The 25,672-nt window shown below is 38.7% G+C and carries 23 protein-coding genes and 1 riboswitch; of the genes, 16 read left to right on the top strand and 7 right to left on the bottom strand.

The features are described 5' to 3' along the window. Window positions 1-139 precede the first annotated feature (139 nt). The 5 genes from B5X76_RS13280 to B5X76_RS13260 all read left to right on the top strand — a co-directional run bounded on the left by B5X76_RS13280 (window position 140) and on the right by B5X76_RS13260 (window position 4,229). Complete coding sequence (locus tag B5X76_RS13280; RefSeq protein ID WP_079643628.1) at window positions 140-1,696, top strand: Do family serine endopeptidase; 1,557 nt, start codon at window positions 140-142, stop codon at window positions 1,694-1,696. Window positions 1,697-1,812: 116 nt separating this feature from the next. Beyond that, complete coding sequence (locus B5X76_RS13275; RefSeq protein ID WP_079643626.1) at window positions 1,813-2,247, top strand: low molecular weight protein-tyrosine-phosphatase; 435 nt, start codon at window positions 1,813-1,815, stop codon at window positions 2,245-2,247. Window positions 2,248-2,303: 56 nt separating this feature from the next. Continuing rightward, window positions 2,304-2,651, top strand: coding sequence for a hypothetical protein (locus B5X76_RS13270; protein WP_079643624.1), 348 nt, complete (start codon window positions 2,304-2,306; stop codon window positions 2,649-2,651). Window positions 2,652-2,663: 12 nt separating this feature from the next. Then, a complete protein-coding gene (locus B5X76_RS13265) occupies window positions 2,664-3,422 on the top strand; it encodes a peptidylprolyl isomerase (protein WP_079643622.1) in 759 nt (252 codons plus the stop codon). A 39-nt stretch (window positions 3,423-3,461) separates the two neighbouring features. Continuing rightward, entirely contained in the window at window positions 3,462-4,229 is a 768-nt protein-coding gene (locus tag B5X76_RS13260) for an exodeoxyribonuclease III (protein WP_079643620.1), read from the top strand. A gap of 2 nt (window positions 4,230-4,231) precedes the next feature. Here the strand turns inward: B5X76_RS13260 and B5X76_RS13255 are convergent, their stop codons facing one another. The 5 genes from B5X76_RS13255 to B5X76_RS13235 form a co-directional block, all read right to left on the bottom strand. Further along, window positions 4,232-4,654 (bottom strand): 6-pyruvoyl trahydropterin synthase family protein, encoded by a 423-nt coding sequence (locus tag B5X76_RS13255; protein ID WP_079643618.1) that lies wholly within the window; start codon window positions 4,652-4,654, stop codon window positions 4,232-4,234. A 73-nt stretch (window positions 4,655-4,727) separates the two neighbouring features. Then, window positions 4,728-5,255 carry a DUF4833 domain-containing protein gene (locus tag B5X76_RS13250; RefSeq protein ID WP_176141071.1) on the bottom strand — a complete coding sequence of 176 codons (528 nt, stop codon included), beginning with the start codon at window positions 5,253-5,255 and terminating at the stop codon, window positions 4,728-4,730. Between the two features lie 362 nt (window positions 5,256-5,617). Beyond that, complete coding sequence (gene metE / locus B5X76_RS13245; protein ID WP_079643614.1) at window positions 5,618-7,930, bottom strand: 5-methyltetrahydropteroyltriglutamate--homocysteine S-methyltransferase; 2,313 nt, start codon at window positions 7,928-7,930, stop codon at window positions 5,618-5,620. A gap of 72 nt (window positions 7,931-8,002) precedes the next feature. Further along, window positions 8,003-8,103: riboswitch (SAM riboswitch) on the bottom strand. 85 nt (window positions 8,104-8,188) lie between these two features. Continuing rightward, window positions 8,189-8,875 (bottom strand): response regulator transcription factor, encoded by a 687-nt coding sequence (locus B5X76_RS13240; protein ID WP_079643612.1) that lies wholly within the window; start codon window positions 8,873-8,875, stop codon window positions 8,189-8,191. 15 nt (window positions 8,876-8,890) lie between these two features. Continuing rightward, window positions 8,891-10,738: an ATP-binding protein gene (locus tag B5X76_RS13235; RefSeq protein WP_079643610.1), complete on the bottom strand. Its 1,848-nt coding sequence runs from the start codon at window positions 10,736-10,738 to the stop codon at window positions 8,891-8,893. Window positions 10,739-10,893: 155 nt separating this feature from the next. Between B5X76_RS13235 and B5X76_RS13230 the strand changes: the two genes are divergently transcribed. Next, window positions 10,894-11,295, top strand: a complete 402-nt coding sequence (locus tag B5X76_RS13230) for a hypothetical protein (RefSeq protein ID WP_079643608.1) — start codon at window positions 10,894-10,896, stop codon at window positions 11,293-11,295. Window positions 11,296-11,370: 75 nt separating this feature from the next. Here B5X76_RS13230 and pyk read toward each other — a convergent pair whose 3' ends face one another. Together pyk and B5X76_RS13220 are read right to left on the bottom strand one after the other, a co-directional pair. Continuing rightward, a complete protein-coding gene (pyk, locus tag B5X76_RS13225; RefSeq protein WP_079643606.1) occupies window positions 11,371-12,801 on the bottom strand; it encodes a pyruvate kinase in 1,431 nt (476 codons plus the stop codon). Window positions 12,802-12,999: 198 nt separating this feature from the next. Next, window positions 13,000-13,500: an IPExxxVDY family protein gene (locus tag B5X76_RS13220; protein ID WP_079643604.1), complete on the bottom strand. Its 501-nt coding sequence runs from the start codon at window positions 13,498-13,500 to the stop codon at window positions 13,000-13,002. Window positions 13,501-13,765: 265 nt separating this feature from the next. On the opposite strand from B5X76_RS13220, the gene B5X76_RS13215 reads away from it, so the two are divergent. From B5X76_RS13215 to B5X76_RS13170, 10 genes are all read left to right on the top strand, one after another. Further along, a complete protein-coding gene (locus tag B5X76_RS13215) occupies window positions 13,766-14,002 on the top strand; it encodes an acyl carrier protein (RefSeq protein ID WP_079643602.1) in 237 nt (78 codons plus the stop codon). A 26-nt stretch (window positions 14,003-14,028) separates the two neighbouring features. Continuing rightward, window positions 14,029-15,282, top strand: a complete 1,254-nt coding sequence (gene fabF, locus B5X76_RS13210) for a beta-ketoacyl-ACP synthase II (protein WP_079643599.1) — start codon at window positions 14,029-14,031, stop codon at window positions 15,280-15,282. Window positions 15,283-15,458: 176 nt separating this feature from the next. Then, window positions 15,459-16,196, top strand: coding sequence for a ribonuclease III (gene rnc / locus B5X76_RS13205; protein WP_079643597.1), 738 nt, complete (start codon window positions 15,459-15,461; stop codon window positions 16,194-16,196). 52 nt (window positions 16,197-16,248) lie between these two features. After that, entirely contained in the window at window positions 16,249-17,634 is a 1,386-nt protein-coding gene (gene hisS / locus B5X76_RS13200; protein ID WP_079643595.1) for a histidine--tRNA ligase, read from the top strand. Between the two features lie 76 nt (window positions 17,635-17,710). Continuing rightward, complete coding sequence (gene pdhA, locus B5X76_RS13195; RefSeq protein ID WP_079643593.1) at window positions 17,711-18,706, top strand: pyruvate dehydrogenase (acetyl-transferring) E1 component subunit alpha; 996 nt, start codon at window positions 17,711-17,713, stop codon at window positions 18,704-18,706. Between the two features lie 50 nt (window positions 18,707-18,756). Next, window positions 18,757-20,388: a pyruvate dehydrogenase complex dihydrolipoamide acetyltransferase gene (locus B5X76_RS13190; RefSeq protein WP_079643591.1), complete on the top strand. Its 1,632-nt coding sequence runs from the start codon at window positions 18,757-18,759 to the stop codon at window positions 20,386-20,388. Window positions 20,389-20,715: 327 nt separating this feature from the next. Then, complete coding sequence (locus B5X76_RS13185; RefSeq protein ID WP_394333408.1) at window positions 20,716-21,735, top strand: serine hydrolase domain-containing protein; 1,020 nt, start codon at window positions 20,716-20,718, stop codon at window positions 21,733-21,735. A 21-nt stretch (window positions 21,736-21,756) separates the two neighbouring features. Next, on the top strand, window positions 21,757-22,116 hold the full coding sequence (locus B5X76_RS13180; RefSeq protein ID WP_079643589.1) for a CoA-binding protein: 360 nt from the start codon (window positions 21,757-21,759) through the stop codon (window positions 22,114-22,116). Window positions 22,117-22,254: 138 nt separating this feature from the next. Continuing rightward, a complete protein-coding gene (locus tag B5X76_RS13175; protein WP_079643587.1) occupies window positions 22,255-23,496 on the top strand; it encodes a glycoside hydrolase family 88 protein in 1,242 nt (413 codons plus the stop codon). A 3-nt stretch (window positions 23,497-23,499) separates the two neighbouring features. Next, window positions 23,500-25,641: a glycosyl hydrolase family 95 catalytic domain-containing protein gene (locus B5X76_RS13170; protein ID WP_079643585.1), complete on the top strand. Its 2,142-nt coding sequence runs from the start codon at window positions 23,500-23,502 to the stop codon at window positions 25,639-25,641. Window positions 25,642-25,672: the final 31 nt, after the last annotated feature.

Below are 25,672 nucleotides of genomic sequence, written 5' to 3'. Positions count from 1 at the left end.
TAAAAACCTGAAAAATCACTGTTTATTAACAAAATTTAACTGACAAAAGTTGGGCTAGACAACGTGATGGTACTACATTTGACTAACACAAATTGTATTTATTGAAGAACAAAGTTAGAAAATTAAACAGCAAAGTAATATGAAAAAAATAGGAGTTAGTTTATTAGCAGCTGTCCTAGGAGGGGCAATTGCTGTCGGGGGATACAAGTTTTTTGAGAACAAGCAATTGGATAATATGACTTTTGAAGAAAAGCAAAAGGTTTATTATGCTAGTAACCCTACAGGTACAGCTATTTCATCTACAGGTAATCCGGATTTTACCCAAGCAGCGGCAGCAGTTTCACCTGGTGTGGTGCACATAAAAGTTACTGTTACAACACGTGGAGGTCAACGGGGAGGAGGTTCAGGTTCGCCATTTGATATGTTTGAAGAGTTTTTTGGCATGCCGCAACAGCGTCGTGGTCAAGCTCAGCCTAGACAGGCTCAGGCATCTGGCTCAGGCGTAATCATATCACCTGATGGTTATATCGTAACGAATAACCACGTTGTTGAGGACGCAGATAAGATTGAAGTACAACTTACAGACAATCGTAGCTTTGAGGCTAAAGTAATTGGTCGTGATCCTAATTTTGATTTGGCGTTGATAAAGGTAAACGCAACGAATCTTCCAATGGTTAAGTTGGGTAACTCAGATGATGTGCAAGTTGGAGAATGGGTATTGGCTGTTGGTTACCCATTGGGGTTGCAATCGACAGTGACTGCTGGTATAGTAAGTGCTAAGGGACGCCGTATTGGTATCTTGGATGAGCCTTCACAACAACGAGGGTTTGGACAAGAAGGGCAGCCTGAACAGATGGTGAGTACGGCTATTGAGTCTTTCATTCAAACCGACGCGGTAATCAATAAAGGAAATAGTGGTGGTGCGTTGGTCAATGCGCGCGGTGAGTTAATTGGTATTAATTCTGCTATTGCTTCACCTACTGGTACCTATGCGGGATATGGTTTTGCTATTCCGATTAGTCTTGCTAAGAAAGTTTTAGATGATTTTAAAGAGTTTGGTAGTGTGAAACGTGGATTTGTTGGTGTAAGCTTTACTGAACTTAATGACAATGTAAGAAAAGAGTTTGGAATTACAGATATTAATGGTCTGTATGTTTCGGATGTTGTGAAAGGTGGTGGAGCAGAAGGAGCAGGTATTAAAAAAGGAGATATTATTACCAAAGTTGACGGCAAAGTTATCTATAGCTCGCCTGATTTACAGGAGCGTGTAGCAAGATTACGTCCTGGAGATAAGGTGAAACTTACCTACAAACGAAATGGTAAAGAGCAAGATGTCATGGTTACCCTTAAAGGTGAAGAAGTGAATAAGGCGGCCGCAAATGACGAAGGTTCAAACGCTAGCGCTACGCAAATCTTCAATAAATTGGGCGCGAGTTTTATTCCTGCAACCGATGCACGCAAGAAGGAATTAGGTATTAGTTCTGGTGTGGTGGTGACTCAGGTGCACCGTGGTGGCGTATTTGAATATTTCGGGGTTGAACGAGGATTAGTGATCACCGAAGTGAATGGAAAAGCAGTGAACAACGTTGATGATGTTGAATCAGCATTGGCTTCGACGAAACGTAATATTGTACGTATAAAAGGAGTTCCACAACGAGGAAGTACGGTTGAGCTAAACGTACCTATTGAGTATTAAACTGTAGAATAGTTAGTATATAACGTTAAAATATGGCTTTCGAAAGAAAGCCATATTTTTTGTGTTTATAAGTAAATAAAGCGCTTTTAGCGATCATTAACCTGTATTTTTGGAATATGAAGATTTTAATGGTTTGTTTAGGGAATATTTGTCGATCACCATTAGCACATGGCATTTTACAACATTTGGCTGTACAAAAGGAGCTGGACTGGAAGGTTGATTCTGCCGGTACAGGAGACTGGCATGTCGGACAAGCTCCGGATTGGCGATCCATAGCTGTTGCGAAAAAGTACGGTGTAGATATTTCTACGCAGCGGGCGCAGCATTTTACTGTACATATGTTGGATGAGTATGATTTGATTCTTGTGATGGACAGACAGAATTATAAGGATGTAATTTCGTTGGTGCAAAGTAGTGAGCAAAGGGATCGGGTTCGATTATTTTTGGACGATGATATTGTACCAGACCCTTATTATGACGACGAGTTGTTTGAACCAGTGTATAAAATGGTAGCAAACAGGTGCGAAGATCTGGTATTAGCATTATCTTAAAGAATCTCATGACAAATCTTACTTGTGAATTCGTTACTTTTGACTTTTAAATTAACATGAAAGCAACAGAAGTAAATAAAAAGTGGCAAACACTTAGAGAGGTAATCGCTCAAAATTTTGATATGGATTTGCCCGATATAAAAGTTATTTTGTTTTTGATCGGAGTACAGGAACTCGGACAAGGAGCGAAGCAATTTTCAAAAAGGGAAAAAGAAGAATTGATGCATATTGCTACGTGTAGACTCTTCAGTGCTATGGGGTTTTATGAGCTTGAAGGCTTGGATGAACAGGGCTGGCCGCATTGGAAATTAGTGAAAGCGATTCCTAACTATACCTTATTGGAGCAAGAGTTGATTATGAAGTCATTGATTATAGATTACTTTCAGGAGTTGGAAGTGATATAACTTATTTATTATATGAAGAGATTTTTACTTTCTATTTTTATTGGAATATGCTTTGTCGCCGTGAGGGCGCAAAAACCCCAACACTATTATGTAGATTTTAAGACGGACAAAGGAAATATCTTAATTCAGCTCTACAATGAAACGCCTAAACACCGAGACAATTTTAAAAAGCTGGTGAATGAAGGGTATTACGATTCATTACTTTTTCATCGTGTTATCAAAAATTTCATGATTCAGGGTGGCGATCCAGATTCAAAAAAGGCAACGGATAAGGCCGTGCTCGGTAATGGAGGTCCTGATTATAAGATTCCTGCCGAGATACAGTCAAACCTTATTCATAAGAAAGGTGCTTTAGGAGCCGCACGAGATAATAACCCAGCAAAGCAATCTTCTGCCTCGCAATTTTATATTGTACAGGGGAGACGTTTTACAAATGAGGGGTTAGATTCGTTAGAACGATTTAAACTGAATGGCGGCAAGCTCTCCGCTATGCAAAGAGAAGCGTATACAAGTATAGGAGGAACGCCGCATTTGGATGGAAATTATACCGTATTCGGGCAAGTGATAAAAGGGTTAGAATCGGTAGATAATATAGCTGTCGTGAAAACAGATGAACACGACCGTCCTATAGTAAATGAGCGAATGTTTGTACGTCTGTTAACTCGAAGAGAGGCTATTAATCAAGATCGCGAATTGCAGGGGCTTAAACCAAAAACAGGTTTTTTTACGACACTTTTTGACGCCTTTAAATCAAAAAAATACAACCTGTAGAAGGATAGCATTGTTTGGCTACCTAATAATTTGTTAAGAATGAAAATTGTAACATATAATGTAAATGGGCTAAGGGCAGCCTTGAAAAAAGATTGGATCGGATGGCTTAATACTGTCAATCCAGATGTCGTCTGTCTACAGGAAATTAAAGCTACACCGGATCAGGTTCCGGAAATAGCTTTCCTCGAACAGATGGGATACGAGCATTATTGGTATCCCGCTCAAAAGAAAGGATACAGTGGTACGGCTATATTGACTAGGATCTCTCCTAATCATGTAGAGTATGGTTGCGGTCATGAAGATTATGATTTTGAAGGGAGGATAATCCGGGCTGATTTTGATAATGTGTCTGTGATGAGTACTTATTTTCCTTCGGGCACAACCGGTGATGTAAGACAGACTTTTAAGTATCGGTTTTTGGACGATTTTCAGGCTTATGCAGGGAAATTGGTTCAAGAAAAAAGTAATCTTGTGGTTTGTGGCGATTTTAATATTTGCCATCGTGCGATTGATATTCATAATCCGAAATCGAATGCAAATACCTCAGGTTTTTTACCAGAGGAGAGAGAGTGGATGGAGAATTTTATCAATTCTGGTTTTATCGACACCTTTCGACATATGAATGCCGATCCGCATAACTACACCTGGTGGAGTTATAGGGCTGGTTCCAGAGGTAAGAATCTCGGTTGGCGGATTGATTACAATATGGCTTCTGTAGCCTTGAAAGATAGAATTAAGAGTGCAAGTATTTTGAGTGATGCTGTTCATTCAGATCACTGCCCAGTGCTGCTAGATCTGATCGACTAAGTTTAAACCAATGTATAGGAGGCCGCACATTTTCGTGTTTCCTCCACTTTGCATTGAATAAGGCGACAGCCGTATTCAGAGAGCTGTTGGGGGCCTATTTCTTCTACTAAATATTTCGCTATGTTTTCTGCTGTTGGGTTGAACGGTACGAGTACGAGACTTTCTTTCGAAATATCCATCAATGCTGTTAGTAGGGGATCCTCATTCCAGATAAGAAATTTATGATCAAAATTATCCTCGAGCCACATACAAAGCTTTTCTTTTATTACAGAGAAATCAATGACACGACCTACTGTATCTAACTCTTCGGATTGAACGATGAAATGTATACGGTAGTTGTGCCCATGCAAGTACCTGCATTTGCCTTCATGTCCTACAACCCGGTGTCCGCATGAAATGTCGTGGTATCTTTCTGCTGTAATCATAGGTGCAAACTTAGATAAAATGCCGTGTATTCACGAACATTCAAAAGTAAAATCTAAATAAAGATAGGATGCATTAATCGACTATCAGTTTTGATTGTATTTGCTTGCCGTCCTGATTTGTTCCAAAAAATAAGATATAATCGACTTTTGTATTTAAGCCTGAGGTACCTTCTTTCTGGAAAATAAACAACCGATGTACTTTCATCTTTATACCGTTTAGCGTCGTCTCTACAACGTATTTTTGATCATCTGTACTGCGTAAATAAAGTCGTTGTTCAGGATAGGAGACTAAAGTAAGTTCGTAAGAATTATCGCTTTTGGCATTCCAGTCTACTCCGTAGGCAAATTTTCGTTGTATTGTGGTTAGGGGTTTTATCTCGCCTTTATTGTCAAATAGTTGTCTGCTTATTTTGACGGGTTCACTGCGATCTAGTTTACCGCTTTGATCGATGTTTGTCTGGTAGATATAGGTGTTTTTTCCTCTATTGTGCTGTATGTAGAATAAAAGATTTTTAGCGTGAGGCTTCGGATACCCCTCTTGTGCAAATGAGGGAGGGAGGCCATAACCTAAGAATATAAGCAATAGCAGATACGGATACATATATCTCTTTAATTTTGTCTCCTGCCAAATATTTTGGCGAGTATCCATAACACTAACGCGACGACAACAATAACAATAATAATACCTGACCATACACCCGCCTTAAAAATGCCTCCGATAACTTCGCAGCTTGTCAACAATATTGTTGTTAAAGCTATGAATGGAAAAATAGTGAATCTTTTCATATATAATTACTTCGTGAGCTCGCAAGCTCGGTTTATTTTTATCGTTTTATTCCATGCCTATGTCTATAAGAAAGAACAAGTGATGGTAAAAAAGGTTTGGAGATATATGAAAAATGAGAAAGCCTAAAGTATGCACTTTAGGCTTTCAGGATATTTAAATATTACTAAGTTTCAGAATTATTCTGCTCTTAAGATTTTGGCAGCTTCAACCATAGCTTCTAAAGCAGCCTTGGTCTCTGGCCAAGCGCGAGTTTTAAGTCCACAGTCAGGATTTACCCAAAGTTGAGCTGCAGGAACTACATCCTTAGCCTTGCGCAATAGATCGACCATCTCGTCTGTACTTGGTACACGCGGAGAGTGGATGTCATATACTCCAGGCCCGATGTCGTTAGGGTACTTAAAGTCGCCTGCAAATGCATTTAATAATTTCATCTGTGAACGGGAAGTTTCAATCGTAATAACATCGGCATCCATTGCAGCGATATCTTTAATTACGTTGTTGAACTCTGAGTAACACATGTGAGTATGTATCTGTGTATCATCGTCAACATTAGATGAAGAAACACGGAATGAACGAACAGCCCAGTTTAAATAGTTTTGTTGGTCAGCTTTACGTAAAGGAAGTCCTTCGCGGATTGCTGGTTCGTCAATCTGAATAATTTTTATTCCTGCTTTTTCCAAAGCCTGTACTTCATCCAAGATAGCGAGAGCAATCTGGTAAGTTGTTGTTTCGCGAGGTTGATCGTTACGAACGAAAGACCATTGAAGGATAGTAACAGGGCCTGTCAACATACCCTTTACCGGGCGGTTTGTCAGTGATTGTGCATAAGAAGACCAACGTACTGTCATATCAGCTGGACGATATACGTCTCCGTAAATCACAGGAGGCTTAACACAACGAGAACCGTAAGACTGTACCCATCCGTATTGTGTGAATGCATAACCAGCTAATTGTTCTCCAAAATACTCGACCATGTCATTACGTTCGAATTCACCATGAACTAATACATCGATATCTAGTTCTTCCTGTAATCGGATTGTACTTTCTGTTTCTTCGGCAATAGCTTTATCGTATTCCGCCTGTGTTATAATTCCTTTTTTCAAATCAGCTCGCCATTTACGAACATCTTTAGTCTGAGGAAATGATCCAATAGTGGTAGTAGCAAACGCTGGTAGGTTGAATTTTGCTTGTTGGGCTGTCTTACGTGCGGCAAATGGAGATGTACGACGAGCGTCTTCATCTGTAATATTGCTAACACGTTCTTTTACTTCAGGTTTATGAATTAATGGAGAAGTGCGACGACTCTCGGCAGCAGCTTTATTAGCTTCATAGCGTTGTGCTGTAGCAGCGTCAATTTCGCCATCTGCTAATATTGCAAGATCTTTAACTTCTGCCAGTTTTTGTTTGGCAAATGCTAGCCAGTTTTTAACTTCTGCTGGAAGTGTTTCTTCGTTCTTTTCGCTGTCCAAGTCAAATGGTACGTGTAGTAACGATGAAGAGGTTCCTACCCATACTCTGTCTGCGCCAAGAGCATCTACTGCTTGTTGGATTTTGGTCAAAGACTTTTCGTAATCATTTTTCCAAATGTTACGGCCTTCTACCACACCTAAAGAAAGTGTTAATGTAGATGGAACTTTGGTCAAGACGGTGTCTAGTTGATTTTCTCCACGTACTAAGTCTAAATGTAATGCATGTACAGGAAGGCCTAGGGCTAAATCTTCATTGTCTTTTAATGCCTCAAAGTAGGTTGTAGCGATTAATTTAGCATTTCCTGCAGCAGCATTTAATCTTGCGAATACCGAAGTGTATAATGCTTTTGTTTTCGCGTCGATGTCCAGAGCTAGATAGGGCTCATCAATTTGGATATATTTAGCTCCTGCTTCGGCTAATTTTGATAGAATTTGTTCGTAAACTGGAAGGAGGTTTTCAATTAAATCGATGCGTTCAAAGCCGGATTCTTTCTCTTTACCAATCAAAAGGTAGGTGATCGGGCCAATAATAACAGGCTTAGTCTCGATGCCAGCAGCTTTTGCTTCGTTGTATTCGTTTAAGAATTTCTCTGAAGTCAATTTGAATGTTTGATCTTTGATGAACTCAGGGACCATATAATGGTAGTTCGTATCAAACCATTTCGTCATTTCAGAGGCGGTTACATCGATTCCATCCTGTTGGAATCCACGAGCCATAGCAAAGTAAAGATCTAAACTATAGTTATTGTCGATCTTGCTTAACAAAGAAGCGTAACGGGCAGGTATTGCGCCTACCGTTAAAGAAAGGTCTAGTACTTGATCGTAGAAAGAAAAATCATTGGATGGAATGAGGTCAATGCCAGCATCTTTTTGTGTTTTCCAGTTTGCTTCACGGATTTCCTTAGCTGTTTGTAATAGTTCTTCCGCGGAAATCTTCTTAGCCCAATATGCTTCGTTAGCTTTTTTTAATTCGCGGAAAGGTCCCACTCTTGGGTAACCTAAGTTGTTGGTAATTAACATACTATTTTCCTTTTAAATTGTTTTAATAAAAAAATAATGCTGTAAAGAGAGAGTTCTTGGATCAGAAACTTCGGCTTATCTTTCCCCTTTATGGAGTAGAATTTAGCACCTTGTCAAGAGACAGGTTGCTAAGGCTTCATCGGGTCTAGTCCCTCTGCCTTTCTCTATAAGCGACGCTAAGGTATGGATAAGAATTGAAATTACAAAGAAAAAAAAGGAGAACTTACCAATCTCCTTTTTTCTTTGTGTATTTGGCGTTTAGCTTACAAGCAGTTTGTAACCTTTACCATGTACGTTGACTATTTCAACATTTGGATCTTCTTTTAGGTACTTTCTGAGTTTACTTAAGAAAACATCCATACTGCGCCCTGTAAAGTAGTTGTCATCATGCCATATCTTTATAAGCGCTTCTTCTCTTGTCAAAACATCATTTTTCTTCAGACATAAGAGTCGCAATAGTTCTGCCTCTTTGGTCGATAGTTTTTGTTGCTGCCCCTTGTAAGATATCACTTGGCTAGTGTAATCAAAGAAGTATCCACCAATTTCGAATTTATCTGCTAAATCCTCTTCTTTATCTTTAGTTACCCGTTTCAATAGGGCATTTATACGTAATAGCAGTTCTTCAACGCGAAAAGGTTTGGTGATGTAATCATCTCCACCTAGTTCGAAGGCTTGCGTTTTGTCCTCCATCATTCCTTTTGCGGTAGCAAAAATGATCGGAACCGTTTGGTTTATTTTTCTGATTTCTTTTCCCAGTGTGAAGCCGTCTTTTTTTGGCATCATCACGTCGAATATACATAGATCAAAATTATCTTTTTTAAACTGCTCTAATGCCTGTTCGCCGTCTTGAGAAAGAACCACTTCATATTTTCCTTTAAGTTCAAGATAGTCTTTTAAGAGTTCGCCTAAATTAGGATCGTCCTCTGCTAATAATATTTTTTGCATAGTGGTCTGTGTTTATCAATTGTTGGGTTCCCCTGTTTTAAGAGGTAATGTTATCTCAAAGGTCGTGCCTTTATCCTTTTCGCTTTTTACTTGTATCTTGCCATCTAGTCTTTTGACTATGTCATGTACGTAGCTGAGTCCTAGACCAAATCCTTTTACGTTATGTAAATTGCCCGTGGGTATACGATAAAATTGGTCAAATATTTTTTCTTGTTGCTCTTTGTTCATACCCATTCCTTTGTCTGAGATGGATATCACAATGTTTCCCTTTGAATTATAGGTTTTTACCTGTATGTCTGGAGGATTTGGGCTGTATTTTATAGCATTGTCAACTAAGTTAAAGAATACATTGGAAAGATGCAATTCGTCACCGATGATTAGATCCCGTGTCGCTAATAGTTCGGTTTGCAGTACTCCATTGGCTTTGTTGAGCTGCAAATGCATGCTGTCTAATACACCTTCGATCAACGCATTGACGCGAACATCGGTGCGTTCCATTCGTAGGTTCTCTTTTTCGAGTTTGGCGATGTTTAGAACGCGCTCTATATGGCTACCGAGTCTTACATTTTCATCATATATTATATTCGCTAGTTTGTTGACACGTTGTTCGTTTGATGCAATCTCAGGATCTCTTAAAGACTCGCTGGCAATCATTATTGTGGCTACGGGAGTTTTAAATTCGTGTGTCATATTGTTGATGAAGTCGGTTTTCATTTCTGAAATCTTCTTTTGCTTGAATATAATAGACAGCGTGTAAGCAAAGCAGCCGATAAGAACTGCAAAAAGAGCGAGCGTAGGAAGAATTAAATAGCTCATGTTGTCTACGATGACTCTCTTTTTGTTAGGAAAGTATATACTTAAACGACCTGTGGACTCTCCAAAATCACCTTTGAATAACGCCGTAGTATAGCGGGGTGATTTATTGGATGCAGCAAGAGTTTCTGCATCTGGACTGTGGTATATAATCCTTGATCTATCCCGGATCTCGATGTTAAAAGGAGAATAAATACCGCGGGATATTAATTCTTCTTGGAGTAGTTTTTGAACTTGACTTTGATTTACGCGTTTTTCTAAGGGTCTATTTGAGAGCTGAATAGACAGGGCAAAGTCTTCAACAACCCCCGATTTCTTTCCTCCTAACGCAGCTAAGGTATCGAACGCGTTTTTAGCATTAGCTAGTGACTCTTTATGTAATTTGTCTAGTTGAAAACGTAAGTCTCTAAGTTCTGAGACAATGCTAGCATCCGCTCTAGGGGGTAAAGTGGCTACGGAATACTCTCTAGCGTATCTTGTATTGATGTCAATATCAGAGACCACAAAGCGTACGGAGTCATCTACTGCATTTACACGCTTCACGACTTCCGTTGCAGAAACTTCTACGAATAAGTCTACAAGGGAAGAGGTTCCTACGGGACGGCCTTTAAGCTTGATTTCGATATATTTTCTGTTTTCCTTCTTTCGAAAATACGTTTCGTAAAACCAATTCTCTATTTCGGTAGCATTTTGAAAGTTCGTTTTCAGGTTTTCTTCTAAGTCTTTGAATTTTTGGAATGTTTCGTATTGTCGAAGACTCAATAGCTCTATTTTTTTTTGTATGCGCAATTGCTCAGCAAGCATGAGTTGTTTCTTTTGTTCAGCCTCATGCTTTGCCTGATTGGCTCTTGTTATAATTTCTGAGTTATTGATCAACTCACTTTTCTCGATTTCCGATGCGACTTTGGCCAAAGAAGTATTTATAGCTTCATCAAAGAGATTGGATTTCTGTTTATAGGTCTCGCGAATGAAATAGTACTGCATAGCGACTACGCCTAGTAGTGCTATGGACATTAAGCCTATTATTAGTGAGATACTTTTTTTCTTCATTTGTTACAAAAATAGTAATGTATTATGCCTTAAAATCCTCTTTAACACTATTTAACAGCGGTTTACAAAAAAGGATAGGGCAATACTTCTAAAATGTCCGTAGTTTTAGATTGAAAGTTACGTTCGTAAATTGTGTTTTATAAAATTCCTCAATCATGATGAATATAGGTTCTAATATAATGAAAAGAATGATTTTTAGTGTCATTTTTCTTATGGTGCTTTTCAGTACTGTTCGCGCTCAAGGTAGATCTGAACGGGATAGCGTGAGAAAACATAAATGGGGTGATGTGTTGCCAGAATACAAGATTCCTAAATTGGATACATCAAAGCAGGTTTTTACCGATTCTTTGGTTCGTGGATTATACGGCATAAAGCCTGTTGAAATACCTAATGTGTATGGTAAAAATGCAGCATATTCTTCGGCCTATAGAATGCCTATTGCTCGTCTCTCAGGGAGGAGCTGTGCGCCAATGCCAGGCACTGAAAAGCTAGATGAAAAGGAGGCGAATCAAAAAACGACTCCTTATCTACAGGTGCAACCGTTGCTTATAAAGTAGGAATTGAATCTAGTGGTACCATAAAATACGGCGGGCGAGAAATATTTCTCGCCCGCCGTATTTTATGAGGTTCAATTAGTTTACTACTGAAACCCGGATGGTATTTGTCTTGCCTTTTTCGTGCAAAGGTGTAGAAGCTGTGTTGATTACAATCTGTCCAGACTCCACTAGTTCATGCGATTTTAAAAGGTCATTTACATCTTGGATTGTTCCATCTGTACTTTCGTATCTTTCATAGATAAATGAACGTACACCCCATAGTAAGCTGAGTTGTCTTAACAAGTTTTTGTTACCTGTAAATACGTAGATGTCCGCATTTGGACGATAGCTCGATATTTCGAAAGCCGTATAGCCCGAAGCTGTCATGACAGCTATTGCTGAAGCTTTGGTTTTTTCTGCTAGGAAGATAGAAGAACCGCAGATTGCGTCAGGGATTTTGTTTACTTCGATAAATGCATCCACTTTTTCACTATAATAAGGATACGATGTAGATTCTACATGCGTTATTATTTTCGCCATCGTCTCGATAACGATTTCTGGAAATTCCCCAACAGAAGTCTCACCACTTAGCATCACTGCGTCAGCCCCATCTAATACCGAGTTGGCCACATCGTTTACCTCTGCACGAGTAGGACGAGGTGTTGTAATCATGCTTTCCAACATTTGGGTAGCAATGATTACTGGTTTTGAAAGATTACGACACTTCTGAACAATAATCTTCTGAAGACCAGGCACTTCTTCCATAGGCATCTCAACCCCTAAGTCTCCACGAGCTACCATTACGGCATCTGTTGCAGCAATGATTGCGTCGATATTTTCGATTGCTTCTGGTTTTTCAATCTTAGCAATGATTTTTGCGTGACTCCCCCTTGCTGCTATAATTTCTTTTCCTTGGATTATGTCTTCCGCCGAACGGACAAAGGACATGGCAATCCAATCTGCACCATGGTCTAATGCAAAGTTCATATTGTCTATGTCTTCTTCAGTTAAGGATGGAATAGATACTTTTGTGTTTGGAAGATTAACACCTTTGCGTGAGGTTAAGATACCCCCATGTACAACTTCGCAAATAACACTGTCCTTATGATTAGTAGAAATAACACGTAGCTGTAATTTTCCGTCGTCTAAAAGAATGATTTCGTTTTCTTTTACATCATTAGGAAAATTTTCGTAGCTAATATACACTTGTTTCTCATCTCCGATAAGTTCCTTTGTTGTCATTTCTATCGTAGAACCATTGGTAAGGATAGCTCCTCCCTCTTTCATTTTACCAATACGTATTTTTGGTCCTTGAAGATCTGCCAAAATACTTACATTAAAAGCGTGCTTCGCATTGATCTCATTGATTGTATTAATTACTTGGAGATGATCTTCTTGACTGCCGTGAGAAAAATTCAGTCGGCAGACATCGACACCTTTGGCAATCATCGCAGTTAATACGTCAATATTAGATGATGCAGGCCCTAATGTGGCTACTATTTTGGTTCTCTTTTGTATCTTTTTCATATGTGTATAACTTCTTTTTTATCTGTCATATGGAATACTCATGAGTGTTTGTGCTTCGCTAAACATGAGTATTTCATATTGTTGTTGTTCTATCTTTTACGCTCTTTTTCCGAAAATATTTCAGAATAAGCGGGTGACTATGATCTGTTTATGTTGTTTTGATGCAGAGTGTAATATCTACACATTGTAAATAGTTCGCTAAAATATCAGATTTTCTTTAGATTTCAATATTGTTGGGTCAATTTCTTTTACCAGCATGATTTCATTAATTGATTTTAAATTATCAATTAGCGTGTCTAAATCCTCAGCGTCGATATAATGTTTTATAATCATAAAGTAATCAAAATTTGGGACTTCAGGTAGGAGAAAACCGTTCTCTAAACTTCTATTATTGATGAGGTAATACTCAAAATCAAAAGAATCGCAACAATATCTGTACATCTGATAGTGGTGCAGCGTTTCTTTTTTTCCTTTAGATTTTTCTTGAATAATATGGAAGTCTAATTCTTCTTGAGGTTTAGTTTTTAAGTTGCCGTTATGATCTATGGGGGATTCCTTTCCATAGACGAAATTAAGACCTGTGTGCTTGTTGATAAAGTGGCACAATCTATAATCTCTAAAGGAAGAACTAATACCTACTAAAATGAAATCCAGTTCAAGGTCAAAGTCAATATCTAATTTGAAGGTGATTTTATTCAACTTTACAGTGTATTGATATATTTACGAAAGTACGATTTATGCTTGTGTTTTCTAGATGTCTGATGTAAAATTTGTATTAAATGAAAGTTTTTTTGTGATTATATATAACTTTTAGTATCATTGGGTAGTGTTTCTTTTATGGGCTATAATGCACTAAATGAGCTTTATGGTTCTTTATTTGTCACCTAAAAATTAAAAAGGTTTGATTTTTGGTGAAATTTATTTTTCTTTGCACAGATTTATTAAACAATTAAACTATAAAATCATGTCAGATATCGCATCAAGAGTAAAAGCAATTATCGTTGAAAAGTTAGGTGTAGATGAAAACGAAGTGACACCAGAAGCTTCTTTCACGAATGATTTAGGTGCAGACTCACTTGATACAGTTGAGTTGATCATGGAATTCGAAAAAGAATTTAACGTTGCAATTCCAGATGACCAAGCTGAAAACATCAGTACTGTAGGTCAAGCAATCGCTTATTTAGAAAAAAACGTTAACTAACTAATTGTATTAGGCTAAAAATATAAATGGAGCTTAAGAGAGTAGTTGTAACAGGATTAGGCGCACTTACACCACTAGGTAATACCGTCCAAGCATATTGGGAGGGATTAATTAACGGTGTAAGTGGCGCTGCTCCTATTACGCATTTTGATGCGTCAAAATTTAAAACCCAATTTGCCTGCGAAGTGAAAGGGTTCGATCCACATGATTTTATGGATCGCAAGGAGGCTCGTAAGGTAGATCCTTTCGTTCAGTATGCTATTGCTTCAACAGATGAGGCTGTTAAGGATGCTGGATTGGAATTTGATAAATTAGACAGAAACCGTATTGGTGTAATATGGGGATCAGGAATAGGGGGGCTAACTACCTTTACAGAGGAAGTCGCCAACTTTTCTAAGGGTGATGGAACGCCTCGTTTCAATCCTTTCTTTATTCCCAAGATGTTGGTAGATATCGCTCCTGGACATATTTCCATGCGACACGGTTTGCGTGGTCCAAATTTCTCAGCTGTTTCTGCGTGTGCATCTGCAACAAATGCGATGATCGATGCTTTTACCTATATCCGTATGGGAAGGGCAGATATAATCATCACAGGAGGTTCAGAAGCGACTATTAATGAGGCTGGGATCGGAGGGTTCAATGCAATGCATGCTTTGTCAACTCGTAATGACGATCCAAAGACCGCTTCTAGACCTTTTGATAAAGATAGGGATGGATTTGTTTCTGGAGAAGGATCTGGCGCGATAATTTTAGAAAGTTTAGAGCATGCGTTAGCACGTGGAGCTAAGATTTATGCAGAGATTGTCGGCGGAGGTATGAGTGCGGATGCGCATCATATTACAGCCTCACATCCAGAGGGTCTTGGTGCAAAACTTGCTATGACTATGGCGATAAATGATGCTGAATTGCAGTTTTCGGATATAGATTATATTAATGTACATGGTACATCAACTCCTGTTGGTGATATCAGTGAGACTAAGGCAATAGTAGATCTTTTCGGAGAAAGCGCTTATAAATTAAATATCAGTTCGACGAAGTCTATGACTGGTCACTTATTGGGGGCTGCTGGGGCTGTTGAGGGAATCGCCTCTATACTGGCTGTCAAGAATGATATTGTACCACCTACAATAAATCATTTTACTGATGATCCACAAATAGACAATCGTTTGAATTTTACATTCAATACAGCTCAGAAACGTGTAGTTAATGCTGCTTTGAGTAATACATTTGGTTTTGGTGGCCATAATGCTTCGGTTATTTTTAAAAAATACCAAGCGTAATGTTAAGGTATTAAGCATAAAAGATAAATAGGTAGTTTCTTCAAGCTACCTATTTTTCTATAAGTCTTTGTTATCCTGACTGGAACAATCATTTTTTTTGAATTGACTATTTTTAATAGCCTGAGGATAATTTTCTGAGTTTTTTGTCCGAGAGTTTTTCTTTGTAGTAGGTGAATATGTCTTTAAGAATTTATAAACTATACTTATCTCCCAATCGAGCTTATTTTAAAAAACTCAAAAATATTCTTGGGTTTGTGCCAGGTAATGTCAAGTTGTATCAGATGGCTTTTAGACATAAATCTGTTGCAAAACAAATCAAGGAGGGAGTGAAAAATAGCAACGAGCGTTTAGAATTCCTTGGTGACGCTGTTCTTGGCTCGGTAGTCGCGGAGTTGTTGTTCAAACTGTACCCCTATAAAGACGAAGGATTTCTAACAGAAATGCGTTCAAAAATAGTATCTAGAGCAAATCTTAATCAGCTTTCTAGAAAGCTAGGTTTTGATCGTCTGATTCAGTATGATTCCCGCATGATATCCTATCCCAATAAACAGGGTTCCCTTTTGGGGGACGCATTCGAAGCTTTGATAGGAGCTGTTTATCTTGATAAGGGGTATCAATTTACCCGAGAGTTCTTGTTGACACGGATTATTAAACCACATGTCGACATTCATACATTGGAAAATACGGAGACGAATTTCAAAAGTAGGCTGATTGAATGGTGTCAACACGAAGGGAAGGAAGTTGTATTCATGCCTATCGAGAATCCAGAAGGAGAGTCTTCTAAGATGTTCAGTATCGAGGTGCTTGTTAACGGAGAGGTCTGTGGCTTAGGTCGCGACTTTAATAAAAAGAGTGCAGAGAAACTTGCCGCTGAGCGAGCTTGTGAGTATCTGAAAATCATTGAAATCGCCTAGAAACATATAAGGCATACTTTCCATATTCATTCTGTTATATTACCTTTGCCTTATGGCAATAGTTAAACCCTCTCTAGCAAAAGGGACTAGAGATTTTTCTCCTCTAGAAATGGAAAGGAGAAATTTTATATTTAATACGTTGAAACGTATTTTCAAAAAATACGGTTATAGCGAAATTCAAACACCCTCGTTTGAAAATCTATCCACATTAACCGGTAAATACGGCGACGAAGGCGATCAGCTAATCTTCAAAATACTTAATTCTGGTGATTATTTGTCTAAGGTATCGGACGATGTCTTGGGGCATAAAAATTCAGTAAAACTTATCCCTCAGATCTCTGAAAAGGCACTTCGTTATGATCTCACAGTGCCATTTGCTAGATATGTGGTGATGCACCAAAACGATATTACACTTCCTTTCAAACGTTTTCAAATTCAACCGGTATGGCGCGCTGATAGACCTCAACGTGGGCGTTATCGTGAGTTCTATCAGTGTGATGTGGATGTAGTGGGGTCAGAAAGTTTGTTGAATGAGGCCGAGTTTATATTGATTTATTGGGAAGCATTAAGGCAACTGGGATTAAAGGACTTTACGATTAAGATTAATAATCGTAAGATATTAACTGGTATTGCCGAGATTCTCGGAAAGCCTGAGCTTATCGTGGATATGACTGTAGCCATAGATAAGCTGGATAAAATCGGACTTGATGGTGTGAATAAGGAATTGTTGGAGCGAGGTTTTTCAGAAGCTGACCTTGAGGTGTTGAAACCTATTGTCTTGTTGGAAGGTAATAGCCAGGAGAAGCTGGAAAGTCTTAAGACGGTATTAGCTTCCTCGGAGAAAGGACTACAAGGAATTGAAGAAATAGAAGCTGTATTTTCATATGTGGCCGCTTTTAACGTTGATGAAGGGGTGTTGGGCAACGACGTTGCTGTCGATATTACGTTGGCAAGAGGTTTAAACTATTATACGGGTTGTATTTTCGAAGTCAAGACGAATGAGGTTGCTATGGGAAGTATCGGTGGTGGAGGGAGATATGATGATCTCACGGGAATGTTTGGTCTGAAGAATCTGACTGGAGTAGGGGTGTCTTTCGGAGCTGATCGCATTTATGATGTCCTTGAAGAGCTTGATCTTTTTCCTCGTACGTCAATTTCAAGTTCCAAAGTTCTGATTGTCAATTTCGATAAAAACCTAGAATATTATACGATACCATTGTTGGCTAGCCTTCGTCACGAGGGGATAGCCGTAGAATTGTATCCAATTGCTGCCAAACTCAAAAAGCAAATGAGCTACGCGGATGCCAAGCAGATCCCATTTGTTCTGCTCGTCGGAGAGGAGGAAGTCAAATCCGATGTTTTAACACTGAAGAACATGGAATCGGGCGACCAAATGAAAATAGAATTGGCAACACTTATCGAAATGATGAAGGGGTGAGCGGCAAAAAATATACTTTTTGTCGATATAAATTGTTAGATTTGTAATCGGTTAAGTAAGAAAAAGACTTTATAAAATGAGTTCAACACCTATAACAAAAGAAACATATCTCGAGTGGTACAGATCTATGCTACTCATGCGTAAATTTGAAGAGAAAGCAGGACAATTGTACGGACAGCAAAAAATCCGTGGTTTTTGTCATCTGTACATTGGTCAAGAGGCTGTAGTAGCAGGTACGATATCAGCAACGAGACAAGAAGATACTGTCATCACTTCTTATCGTGATCATGCTCACGCTCTGGCTAAGGGAGTTTCTGCAGACGCTTGTATGGCTGAAATGTATGGAAAGAGTACAGGGTGCTCGAAAGGGAAAGGAGGCTCTATGCACTTTTTCTCTAAAGAACACGGTATGATGGGGGGACACGGTATTGTCGGTGGACAAATACCATTAGGTGCCGGATTAGCTTTCGCTGAAAAGTACTTAGGTACGGATAATGTAAATGTATGTTTTATGGGTGATGGCGCAGTACGTCAAGGAGCCTTGAATGAAACTTTCAACATGGCTATGTTGTGGCAATTACCTGTCATCTTTGTATGTGAAAATAATGGTTATGCAATGGGTACTTCGGTAAAGCGTACAACCAACATGGAAGATATTTATAAGATTGGTTTAGGTTTTGATATGCCTAGTATGCCAGTCGATGGTATGGATCCAGTAGCTGTTCATAATGCTATGGATGAGGCTGTACAGCGTGCACGTGCTGGTGAAGGGCCAACGTTTTTGGAGATTCGTACTTATCGTTACAAAGGACACTCTATGTCGGATCCTGCAAAATACCGTACAAAAGAAGAATTAGAAGAATATAAAGGAAAAGATCCTCTGTTTAGTACCAAACATGCTATCCTAGAAAATGGTTATGCTGACGATGCTTGGTTTACGACGGTAGATGCGGAGATAAAGAAAATTGTAGAAGATTCTGTTAAGTTTGCAGAAGAATCTCCATACCCTACTGCAGATGAGTTGTACAAAGATATTTATGTACAAGAGGATTATCCGTTTGTGATGGATTAATAAATCACAGTTTTGTTTGAATTGTTATAAGATATAATTTACTATAATACATGGCTGAAGTAGTAAAAATGCCGAAAATGAGTGACACCATGACAGAAGGGGTGATCGCTAAATGGCACAAAAAAGTTGGTGACAAAGTAAATGCTGGAGATCTTGTTGCAGAGATTGAGACAGATAAGGCGACAATGGACTTTGAGTCCTATCAAGAAGGAACTTTACTATATATCGGTCCTAAAGAAGGTGATGCTGTAGCTATCGATGCTGTGATTGCAATCTTGGGCGAAGAAGGAGAGGACTACAAGGCACTATTAGATGGTGCTGCTTCGGCTCCTGAAAAGAAAGAAGAAGAAACAGAGGTAAAACTTGAAACGACTCCTAATCCAGTGTCTTCTGAAGATACAGTTACTGCAGAAGATTTAGGCTGTACTGTAATAACAATGCCTCTTCTGAGCGATACCATGACTGAAGGTGTAATTGCTCAATGGAACTTTAAAGTCGGAGATACGATTAAATCTGATGACGCTATAGCAGATGTAGAGACGGATAAAGCTACAATGGAAGTTACGGCTTATGCTGAAGGTACATTGTTGTATGTAGGATTAGAAGCAGGCCAAGCGGCTAAGGTAAATGATATTATCGCTATTGTTGGTCCTGCGGGAACGGATGTGACCCCTCTTTTGAATCAAAAGCCAACAGAAGCAAAATCTGAAGCCAAAGTAGAAACTGCTTCTGCAACAGTGGAAGCCACGACTACAGCTGCAACAGGTGTTGTAACATCAGCTAATGATGACTCGAGAGTGAAAGCTTCTCCTTTAGCTCGTAAAATCGCTAAGGAAAAAGGAATTAATTTGATTGATGTCAAAGGTTCAGCAGATGGTGGGCGTATTGTAAAGAAAGACGTTGAGAACTTCGTTCCTACCGCTAAATCTGCAACTGCTGCCCCTGCATCTGTATCTGCAACAGAGACTAAAACTATTTCATTGCCTCAATTTATTGGCGAAGAAAGATATACAGAGGTGAATGTATCCCAAATGCGTAAAACTATTGCACGTCGTTTAGGAGAATCACTATTTACCGCTCCTCATTTTTATTTGACGGTCAGTATAGATATGGATAATGCCATGACAGCACGCGCACAAATAAATGAAGTTGCTCCTGTGAAGGTCTCTTTTAATGATATGGTTATTAAAGCTGTTGCAGTTGCGTTAAAACAACATCCTGCTGTGAACTCATCATGGCAAGGAGATAAAATCAGATTTAACGAGCATACGAATATTGGTGTTGCAATGGCTGTCGAAGACGGTTTGTTAGTACCTGTTGTTCGCTTTGCCGACGGGAAAACACTATCGCATATTTCTGCAGAGGTTAAAGATTTTGCTGGGAAAGCAAAGGCAAAGAAGCTTCAGCCTGCAGATTGGGAAGGGTCTACATTTACTGTATCTAATTTGGGAATGTTTGGAATAGATGAGTTCACGTCTATCATCAACTCCCCTGATGGAGCGATCTTGTCTGTGGGTGCTATCCAACAGGTTCCAGTGGTCAAAAATGGAGCTGTCGTTCCTGGTAATATCATGAAATTGACGTTAGGATGTGATCACCGCGTGGTGGACGGAGCAACTGGTGCTCAGTTCTTACAAACCCTAAAAGGTTTGCTAGAAGCCCCAATCCGGTTATTGGCATAATTCAAAAAATATATAAACTATTGAGGTTTATTATGAAGAAGGCATCTATTTAGATGCCTTCTTTTTTTGTGGTTGTTTTTATACCTTTTTTTAGATAGTATATTGGCTTTTATTGCTTAATTACCTATATTTATTTTCGTGTTAATAAATGAATTGCCCGTGAGATTTGTCTTGTTCCAGTTACTAAACATCGTATCTTTAATTACTCTTTTTTCTTGTTCCAGTGCAGAACAAAAACAGCAAGAAGTCCAAAGAAAACAATCTGAGCTTGATAGCATAGCTCTATTATATGATGCTGGTAAAGCAGACTTAAATATAGATGCTTTTATGAAGAAGCTTCATCGTAATTCAGGCTTCAATGGTAATGTGCTTGTTGCGAAGAAAGGAAAGATTTTATATCAGAATTCATTTGGTTGGGCTGATTATTTACATAAGGATAGCTTAAAGATTAGCTCAAAATTTGAGTTGGCTTCTGTCTCAAAACCAATGACCGGCTTGGCAATATTGCAATTGGTTGAAGCGGGGAAATTGAAATTGGATCAACTAGTCAGTGGATTTTTTCCGGGGTTCCCTTATGAGGGGGTTACTGTTAGACAATTGTTGACACATCGCTCGGGATTGCCTAATTATGTGTACTTCGTAGATAAGATTTGGCCTGACCGTAAGAAGGGAATGTCAAATATGGATGCGATAAACCTTATGATAGAACATAAGCCTGCTCGTTATGGAAAACCAGATGGTCGCTTTCACTATAATAATTCTAATTATATGGTTTTGGGGGCTATCGTTGAAAAGGTCTCCGGACAGGATTTTGCCAGTTATATGGATGAACATGTGTTTAAGCCTGCTGGAATGAAGAATACAGCAGCATTATCGCGAGTGAAGTATGATAAGATTCCGACAGATGTGATAGGGCACGACAGGGTATGGAGGAGATCTGTTGTACAGGATTATCTTGATGGGCCTTTAGGTGATAAAGGGATTTATAGCACAGTACAAGATATGTATCTATTAGATCTGGCGCTTAAACAAGGGCGCTTGTTGGATAAGGCATTACTAGACTCGGCCTACGTGCCCCGTTCTGATGCTAAAAGAGGGGTATTCAGCTATGGATACGGTTGGCGAACTTTTTCATCAAACGGTGCTAAAATAGCATACCATACAGGTTGGTGGCATGGATTTAAAAATCTTTATGTTCGTGATCTTACCAATGATATAACTATTGTATTATTGTCAAATATGGTTAACGGTAGTTTAAATAGTTTGGATGAGTTGTATAAAATCTTAGAAATGCCTATTTTGAGACAAAATGCTTATGATGCAAACGGAGGTTTCGTAGAACATTAAAAACTTATAGACACACATATTATGAAAAAAACCCTGATTCTAGGTGCTAGTACCAACTCTGCTCGTTATTCTTATCTGGTCGCAAATAAGTTGGTGAGAAAGGGATATCCTATCGTGAATGTTGGCCGTAAAAATGGAAGCGTAGCAGGGGTAGCAATCGAACCTGCTGAGGTTATCCATACCGATATTGATACTATAACAATGTATGTTGGCCCTAAAAATCAGGAGCCCTATTATGAATATATATTAAATACAAATCCACATCGGGTGATTTTTAATCCAGGGGCTGAGAATACCTATTTATCCGAAAAATTGAAAGAAAGAGGTATAGAAGTGGTAGAGGCTTGTACCTTAGTTATGTTAAATACAGGACAATACTAATGGTTCTGATTTTAAAGTGAAAAGCATATTATCCTAAAGGTAATATGCTTTTTTCGTATACGAAAACGTTAGCGTAGTTATTAGTTTTTTAAGCTGTTTATTACTCGTATTCTTGTGTGTAAACCTTCTATTTAAAAAATGAAAATTTCTAGACAATTATTTTACTTTGCTTTTTTTCAGTTCGTTGTTTTTATTGGAATAGCCTCGGCACAGAATTATTCACTCTCAGCCGAATTTATTAATAAAGAGCTACTGGATGCAAGTAAACAAATAAAGATTCTGTCTGCCCGGACTCCTACAGATAAATTCCCAAAAACATTTGAGAACGAACAACAAAAATTCTCAAATTCTTCGTGGTGGTGCTCTGGTTTCTATCCAGGTACACTTTTGTATTTGTATGAAGGAACAGGGGATGAAGATTTGTTGAACCAGGCGCAAGAAAAGCTAGCATATCTTAAACAGGAGAAGGATAACAAAAGTACACATGATCTAGGTTTTATGTTATTCTGTAGTTTTGGGAATGCGCTCCGTCTAACAGGCGATTCCGCCGCGTATAAGGATGTTTTGGTGACAGGCGCTGAATCTTTGGCTTCACGATATAATGATACGCTGAAAGTCATTAAATCTTGGAGTTGGGGTACATGGAATTATGCTGTTATCATTGATAATATGATGAATTTGGAGTTTTTGACGCAACTTTCAAAAGTTACAGGTAATCCAAAATATAAAACCATCGCCATAAACCATGCTAATACTACTTTGAAGAATCATTTTCGCTCTGACTATAGCTCGTATCACGTCGTTGACTATGATAAAAATAGTGGAAAAGTCATTGCAAAGAAGACACATCAAGGAGCTTTTGATGAATCAGCTTGGTCAAGAGGACAGGGATGGGCATTGTATGGATATACAATGATGTATAGGGAGACTGGAGATAAGGTTTATCTCGAAAGGGCGAAGAAAATAGCCGACTATATTCTGAATCATCCAAATCTTCCGAGTGATTTGATTCCTTACTGGGATTTCGATTATGACAAAATTCCGAATGATAGTAAGTTTTATGATCAGAGAACACTAAAAGATGTTTCTGCGGCAGCGTTGTATGCTTCCGCTTTGCTGGAGCTGTCTCAATTTGTGGAGGGCAAAAGTGGTAAAACTTATTTGTCAAAAGCAGAAAAGATAATCGAAAGTCTGTCAAAATCTCCTTACAAAGCAAATTTTAAAGAAAATGGAGGCTATATTTTGAAGCACAGTGTAGGAGCTCTGCCTTTATCCTCAGAAGTTGATGTGCCGCTTACATATGCTGACTATTATTACGTAGAAGCCTTAGTGCGCTATAAGAGATTATTAGAGGATGAGCCTATCATTAAAGAATTGTAGATTATGAAATGTTTTTACTTTCATTTGGTTTTCTGTATTCTTTTCTTTTTAAGCGCATACGGGCAGGAAAATAAGGTCTTTACGGTTGCGCCTCTTGGTAAAAGTATTTATGAGGGAGTGTTTACTGGTAATGGTTTATTGGGCACTATGACCTATTCAGATATCGGCAGGGCTCGGATAGATATTGGTCGGACGGATGTTTATGATCATCGTATTAACATGGAATCAGCATTGTTTGATAAAGCAAGATTACCAATAGGACATTTTGAACTATTATTACCAGGATATACCCAAAAAGCTTGGGGCAATATGGACTATCTTCGTGCGGAGGCAACGGCATACTACGAACAGAATGGTGGGGTAACTCAAGTAAAGACAGTGAGTTTCGCGGAAGAAGATCTTATTTATATAGAAATTTCAACTACAGACGGGGAGCGCTCAAATTTACAATGGAAAGGTGAAAAAGCTAAAAGTTCGAGGTGGAATTTTGGACACGCTAAAAAACCGGAACAATATACCGAGAATCCAGAAGGATACGAGATAAAGCGTTTGAATGTGGAAGCTTATGTTCAGCCTTTATTGGCAGGAGGTGGCTATACGTTGGCTTATAAAAAAATATCTGATGAGTATAAAGATATTTATTTGGTTACTGTGAGTTATAGTCAATCTTCGGAAGCCCATATAGCTGAAGCTATTCAGAAAATCAACGATGTGGATATAAATTCGCTATCTAGAAGATTTGAATCACACAAAAAGTGGTGGAAAGATTACTATGACCACTCTTCGTTGTCGGTGCCGGATAATCGCCTGCAGCAATTTTATAATATGCAGTTGTATAAATTGGCCTGTGCGACACGCTTTAACAAACCGGCTATTGATTTGCAAGGCCCATGGACATCCAACACACCGTGGCCTGCCTATTGGAATAACTTAAATGTACAACTAACCTATTCTCCGACATTTGCTGCTAATCATCTGCATATAACAGAGTCATTGATTCGGATGATTGACAGAAATGTGGATAATTTGGTTAAGAATGTGCCAGAACAATATCGGTATAATAGTGCTGCTATTGGAAGAAGCTCTTCGCCCGATATGATCAGCCCTGTATACTTACAAAAAGGAGTAAATAAAGAAGAGTGGGAAGATGGAGAAAAGGAATTAGGAAACCTGACTTGGATGTTACACAGTTATTATCAATATTATAGGTATTCTATGGATTCTGCTGCTTACGACCGATTGTTTCCCTTGTTGAAACGTGCTATTAATTATTATATTCATCTCTTGGAAAAGGATGAAAGAGGGAACTATCATATAGCGGTACGCACGTATTCTCCAGAATATGCTAAAGCTTATGCTTATGATACGAATTATGATTTGTCTATTTTAAGATGGGGACTTAAAACATTGATTGCTTTGGATAACGAGCGGTCAGGTATGGATGCTCAGGATCTCTTATGGGTGGATGTTTTGAAAAATATACGCCCCTATCCTCAGGACTCCAATGGGTTTATGATAGCAAAAGATTTGCCTTACGCGGAATCACATCGGCATTATTCACATCTGATGATGATCTATCCGTTTTATGATATTAATTGGGATCAGGTAGAGAATCATGATCTTATAATGAAGTCCATATCACATTGGCAAAGTAAGCCTGGGGCACTTCAGGGATACTCTTTTTCAGGGGTAGCTTCTATGTATGCGATGATGGGAAGGGGTGATCTCTCGTTGAAGGCATTGAATGTATTATTGGATAAATATGTAAAGGTAAATACATTGTATGCAGAAACAGGACCTGTGATTGAAACTCCATTAGCAGCGATGGCTAGTATTCAAGAAATGGTACTACAGTACTGGAATGGATATGTCCGTGTTTTTCCGGCAATCCCCGTGATGTGGGAGAATGTGTCCTTTGAACGCTTTTTGACTGATGGAGCATTTCTTATTTCTGCAAAGAGAGAATTTGGAAAAACAGTAGAGATACGCGTAGAAAGCCAACACACTGGTAAGGTCGGTATACAGCATGATATGCAAAATATGAAAATTCGCATTGCAGGTAAGGGGGAGGTTTTACGGAATGAAAAAGGAAAAGTAGAGTTGTGGTTGGAGAAGAGCGCGCAGGCTATTTTTTCTATCAACTAAATCTCCCTTTGCTGTTAAACCAAATTAATAT

The sequence above is a fragment of the Sphingobacterium nematocida genome (genome assembly GCF_900168125.1).
Taxonomy (GTDB): Bacteria; Bacteroidota; Bacteroidia; order Sphingobacteriales; family Sphingobacteriaceae; genus Sphingobacterium; species Sphingobacterium nematocida.
The sequence above is the reverse complement of the archived record's forward strand: the minus strand, read 5'-3'. Positions and strand labels throughout refer to the sequence as shown.

Excerpts from the sequence above, each read along its gene's own strand:
- B5X76_RS13270 (WP_079643624.1), top strand. The coding sequence starts at position 2,304 with ATGAAAGCAACAGAAGTAAATAAAAAGTGGCAAACACTTAGAGAGGTA.
- B5X76_RS13250 (WP_176141071.1), bottom strand. The coding sequence starts at position 5,255 with ATGTATCCGTATCTGCTATTGCTTATATTCTTAGGTTATGGCCTCCCT.
- B5X76_RS13255 (WP_079643618.1), bottom strand. The coding sequence starts at position 4,654 with ATGATTACAGCAGAAAGATACCACGACATTTCATGCGGACACCGGGTT.
- B5X76_RS13185 (WP_394333408.1), top strand. The coding sequence starts at position 20,716 with ATGAAGAAGCTTCATCGTAATTCAGGCTTCAATGGTAATGTGCTTGTT.
- hisS (WP_079643595.1), top strand. The coding sequence starts at position 16,249 with ATGGCAATAGTTAAACCCTCTCTAGCAAAAGGGACTAGAGATTTTTCT.
- B5X76_RS13265 (WP_079643622.1), top strand. The coding sequence starts at position 2,664 with ATGAAGAGATTTTTACTTTCTATTTTTATTGGAATATGCTTTGTCGCC.
- rnc (WP_079643597.1), top strand. The coding sequence starts at position 15,459 with ATGTCTTTAAGAATTTATAAACTATACTTATCTCCCAATCGAGCTTAT.
- B5X76_RS13260 (WP_079643620.1), top strand. The coding sequence starts at position 3,462 with ATGAAAATTGTAACATATAATGTAAATGGGCTAAGGGCAGCCTTGAAA.
- B5X76_RS13235 (WP_079643610.1), bottom strand. The coding sequence starts at position 10,738 with ATGAAGAAAAAAAGTATCTCACTAATAATAGGCTTAATGTCCATAGCA.
- fabF (WP_079643599.1), top strand. The coding sequence starts at position 14,029 with ATGGAGCTTAAGAGAGTAGTTGTAACAGGATTAGGCGCACTTACACCA.
- pyk (WP_079643606.1), bottom strand. The coding sequence starts at position 12,801 with ATGAAAAAGATACAAAAGAGAACCAAAATAGTAGCCACATTAGGGCCT.
- B5X76_RS13215 (WP_079643602.1), top strand. The coding sequence starts at position 13,766 with ATGTCAGATATCGCATCAAGAGTAAAAGCAATTATCGTTGAAAAGTTA.
- pdhA (WP_079643593.1), top strand. The coding sequence starts at position 17,711 with ATGAGTTCAACACCTATAACAAAAGAAACATATCTCGAGTGGTACAGA.
- B5X76_RS13280 (WP_079643628.1), top strand. The coding sequence starts at position 140 with ATGAAAAAAATAGGAGTTAGTTTATTAGCAGCTGTCCTAGGAGGGGCA.
- B5X76_RS13175 (WP_079643587.1), top strand. The coding sequence starts at position 22,255 with ATGAAAATTTCTAGACAATTATTTTACTTTGCTTTTTTTCAGTTCGTT.
- B5X76_RS13180 (WP_079643589.1), top strand. The coding sequence starts at position 21,757 with ATGAAAAAAACCCTGATTCTAGGTGCTAGTACCAACTCTGCTCGTTAT.
- B5X76_RS13230 (WP_079643608.1), top strand. The coding sequence starts at position 10,894 with ATGATGAATATAGGTTCTAATATAATGAAAAGAATGATTTTTAGTGTC.
- B5X76_RS13275 (WP_079643626.1), top strand. The coding sequence starts at position 1,813 with ATGAAGATTTTAATGGTTTGTTTAGGGAATATTTGTCGATCACCATTA.
- B5X76_RS13170 (WP_079643585.1), top strand. The coding sequence starts at position 23,500 with ATGAAATGTTTTTACTTTCATTTGGTTTTCTGTATTCTTTTCTTTTTA.
- B5X76_RS13240 (WP_079643612.1), bottom strand. The coding sequence starts at position 8,875 with ATGCAAAAAATATTATTAGCAGAGGACGATCCTAATTTAGGCGAACTC.
- B5X76_RS13190 (WP_079643591.1), top strand. The coding sequence starts at position 18,757 with ATGGCTGAAGTAGTAAAAATGCCGAAAATGAGTGACACCATGACAGAA.
- metE (WP_079643614.1), bottom strand. The coding sequence starts at position 7,930 with ATGTTAATTACCAACAACTTAGGTTACCCAAGAGTGGGACCTTTCCGC.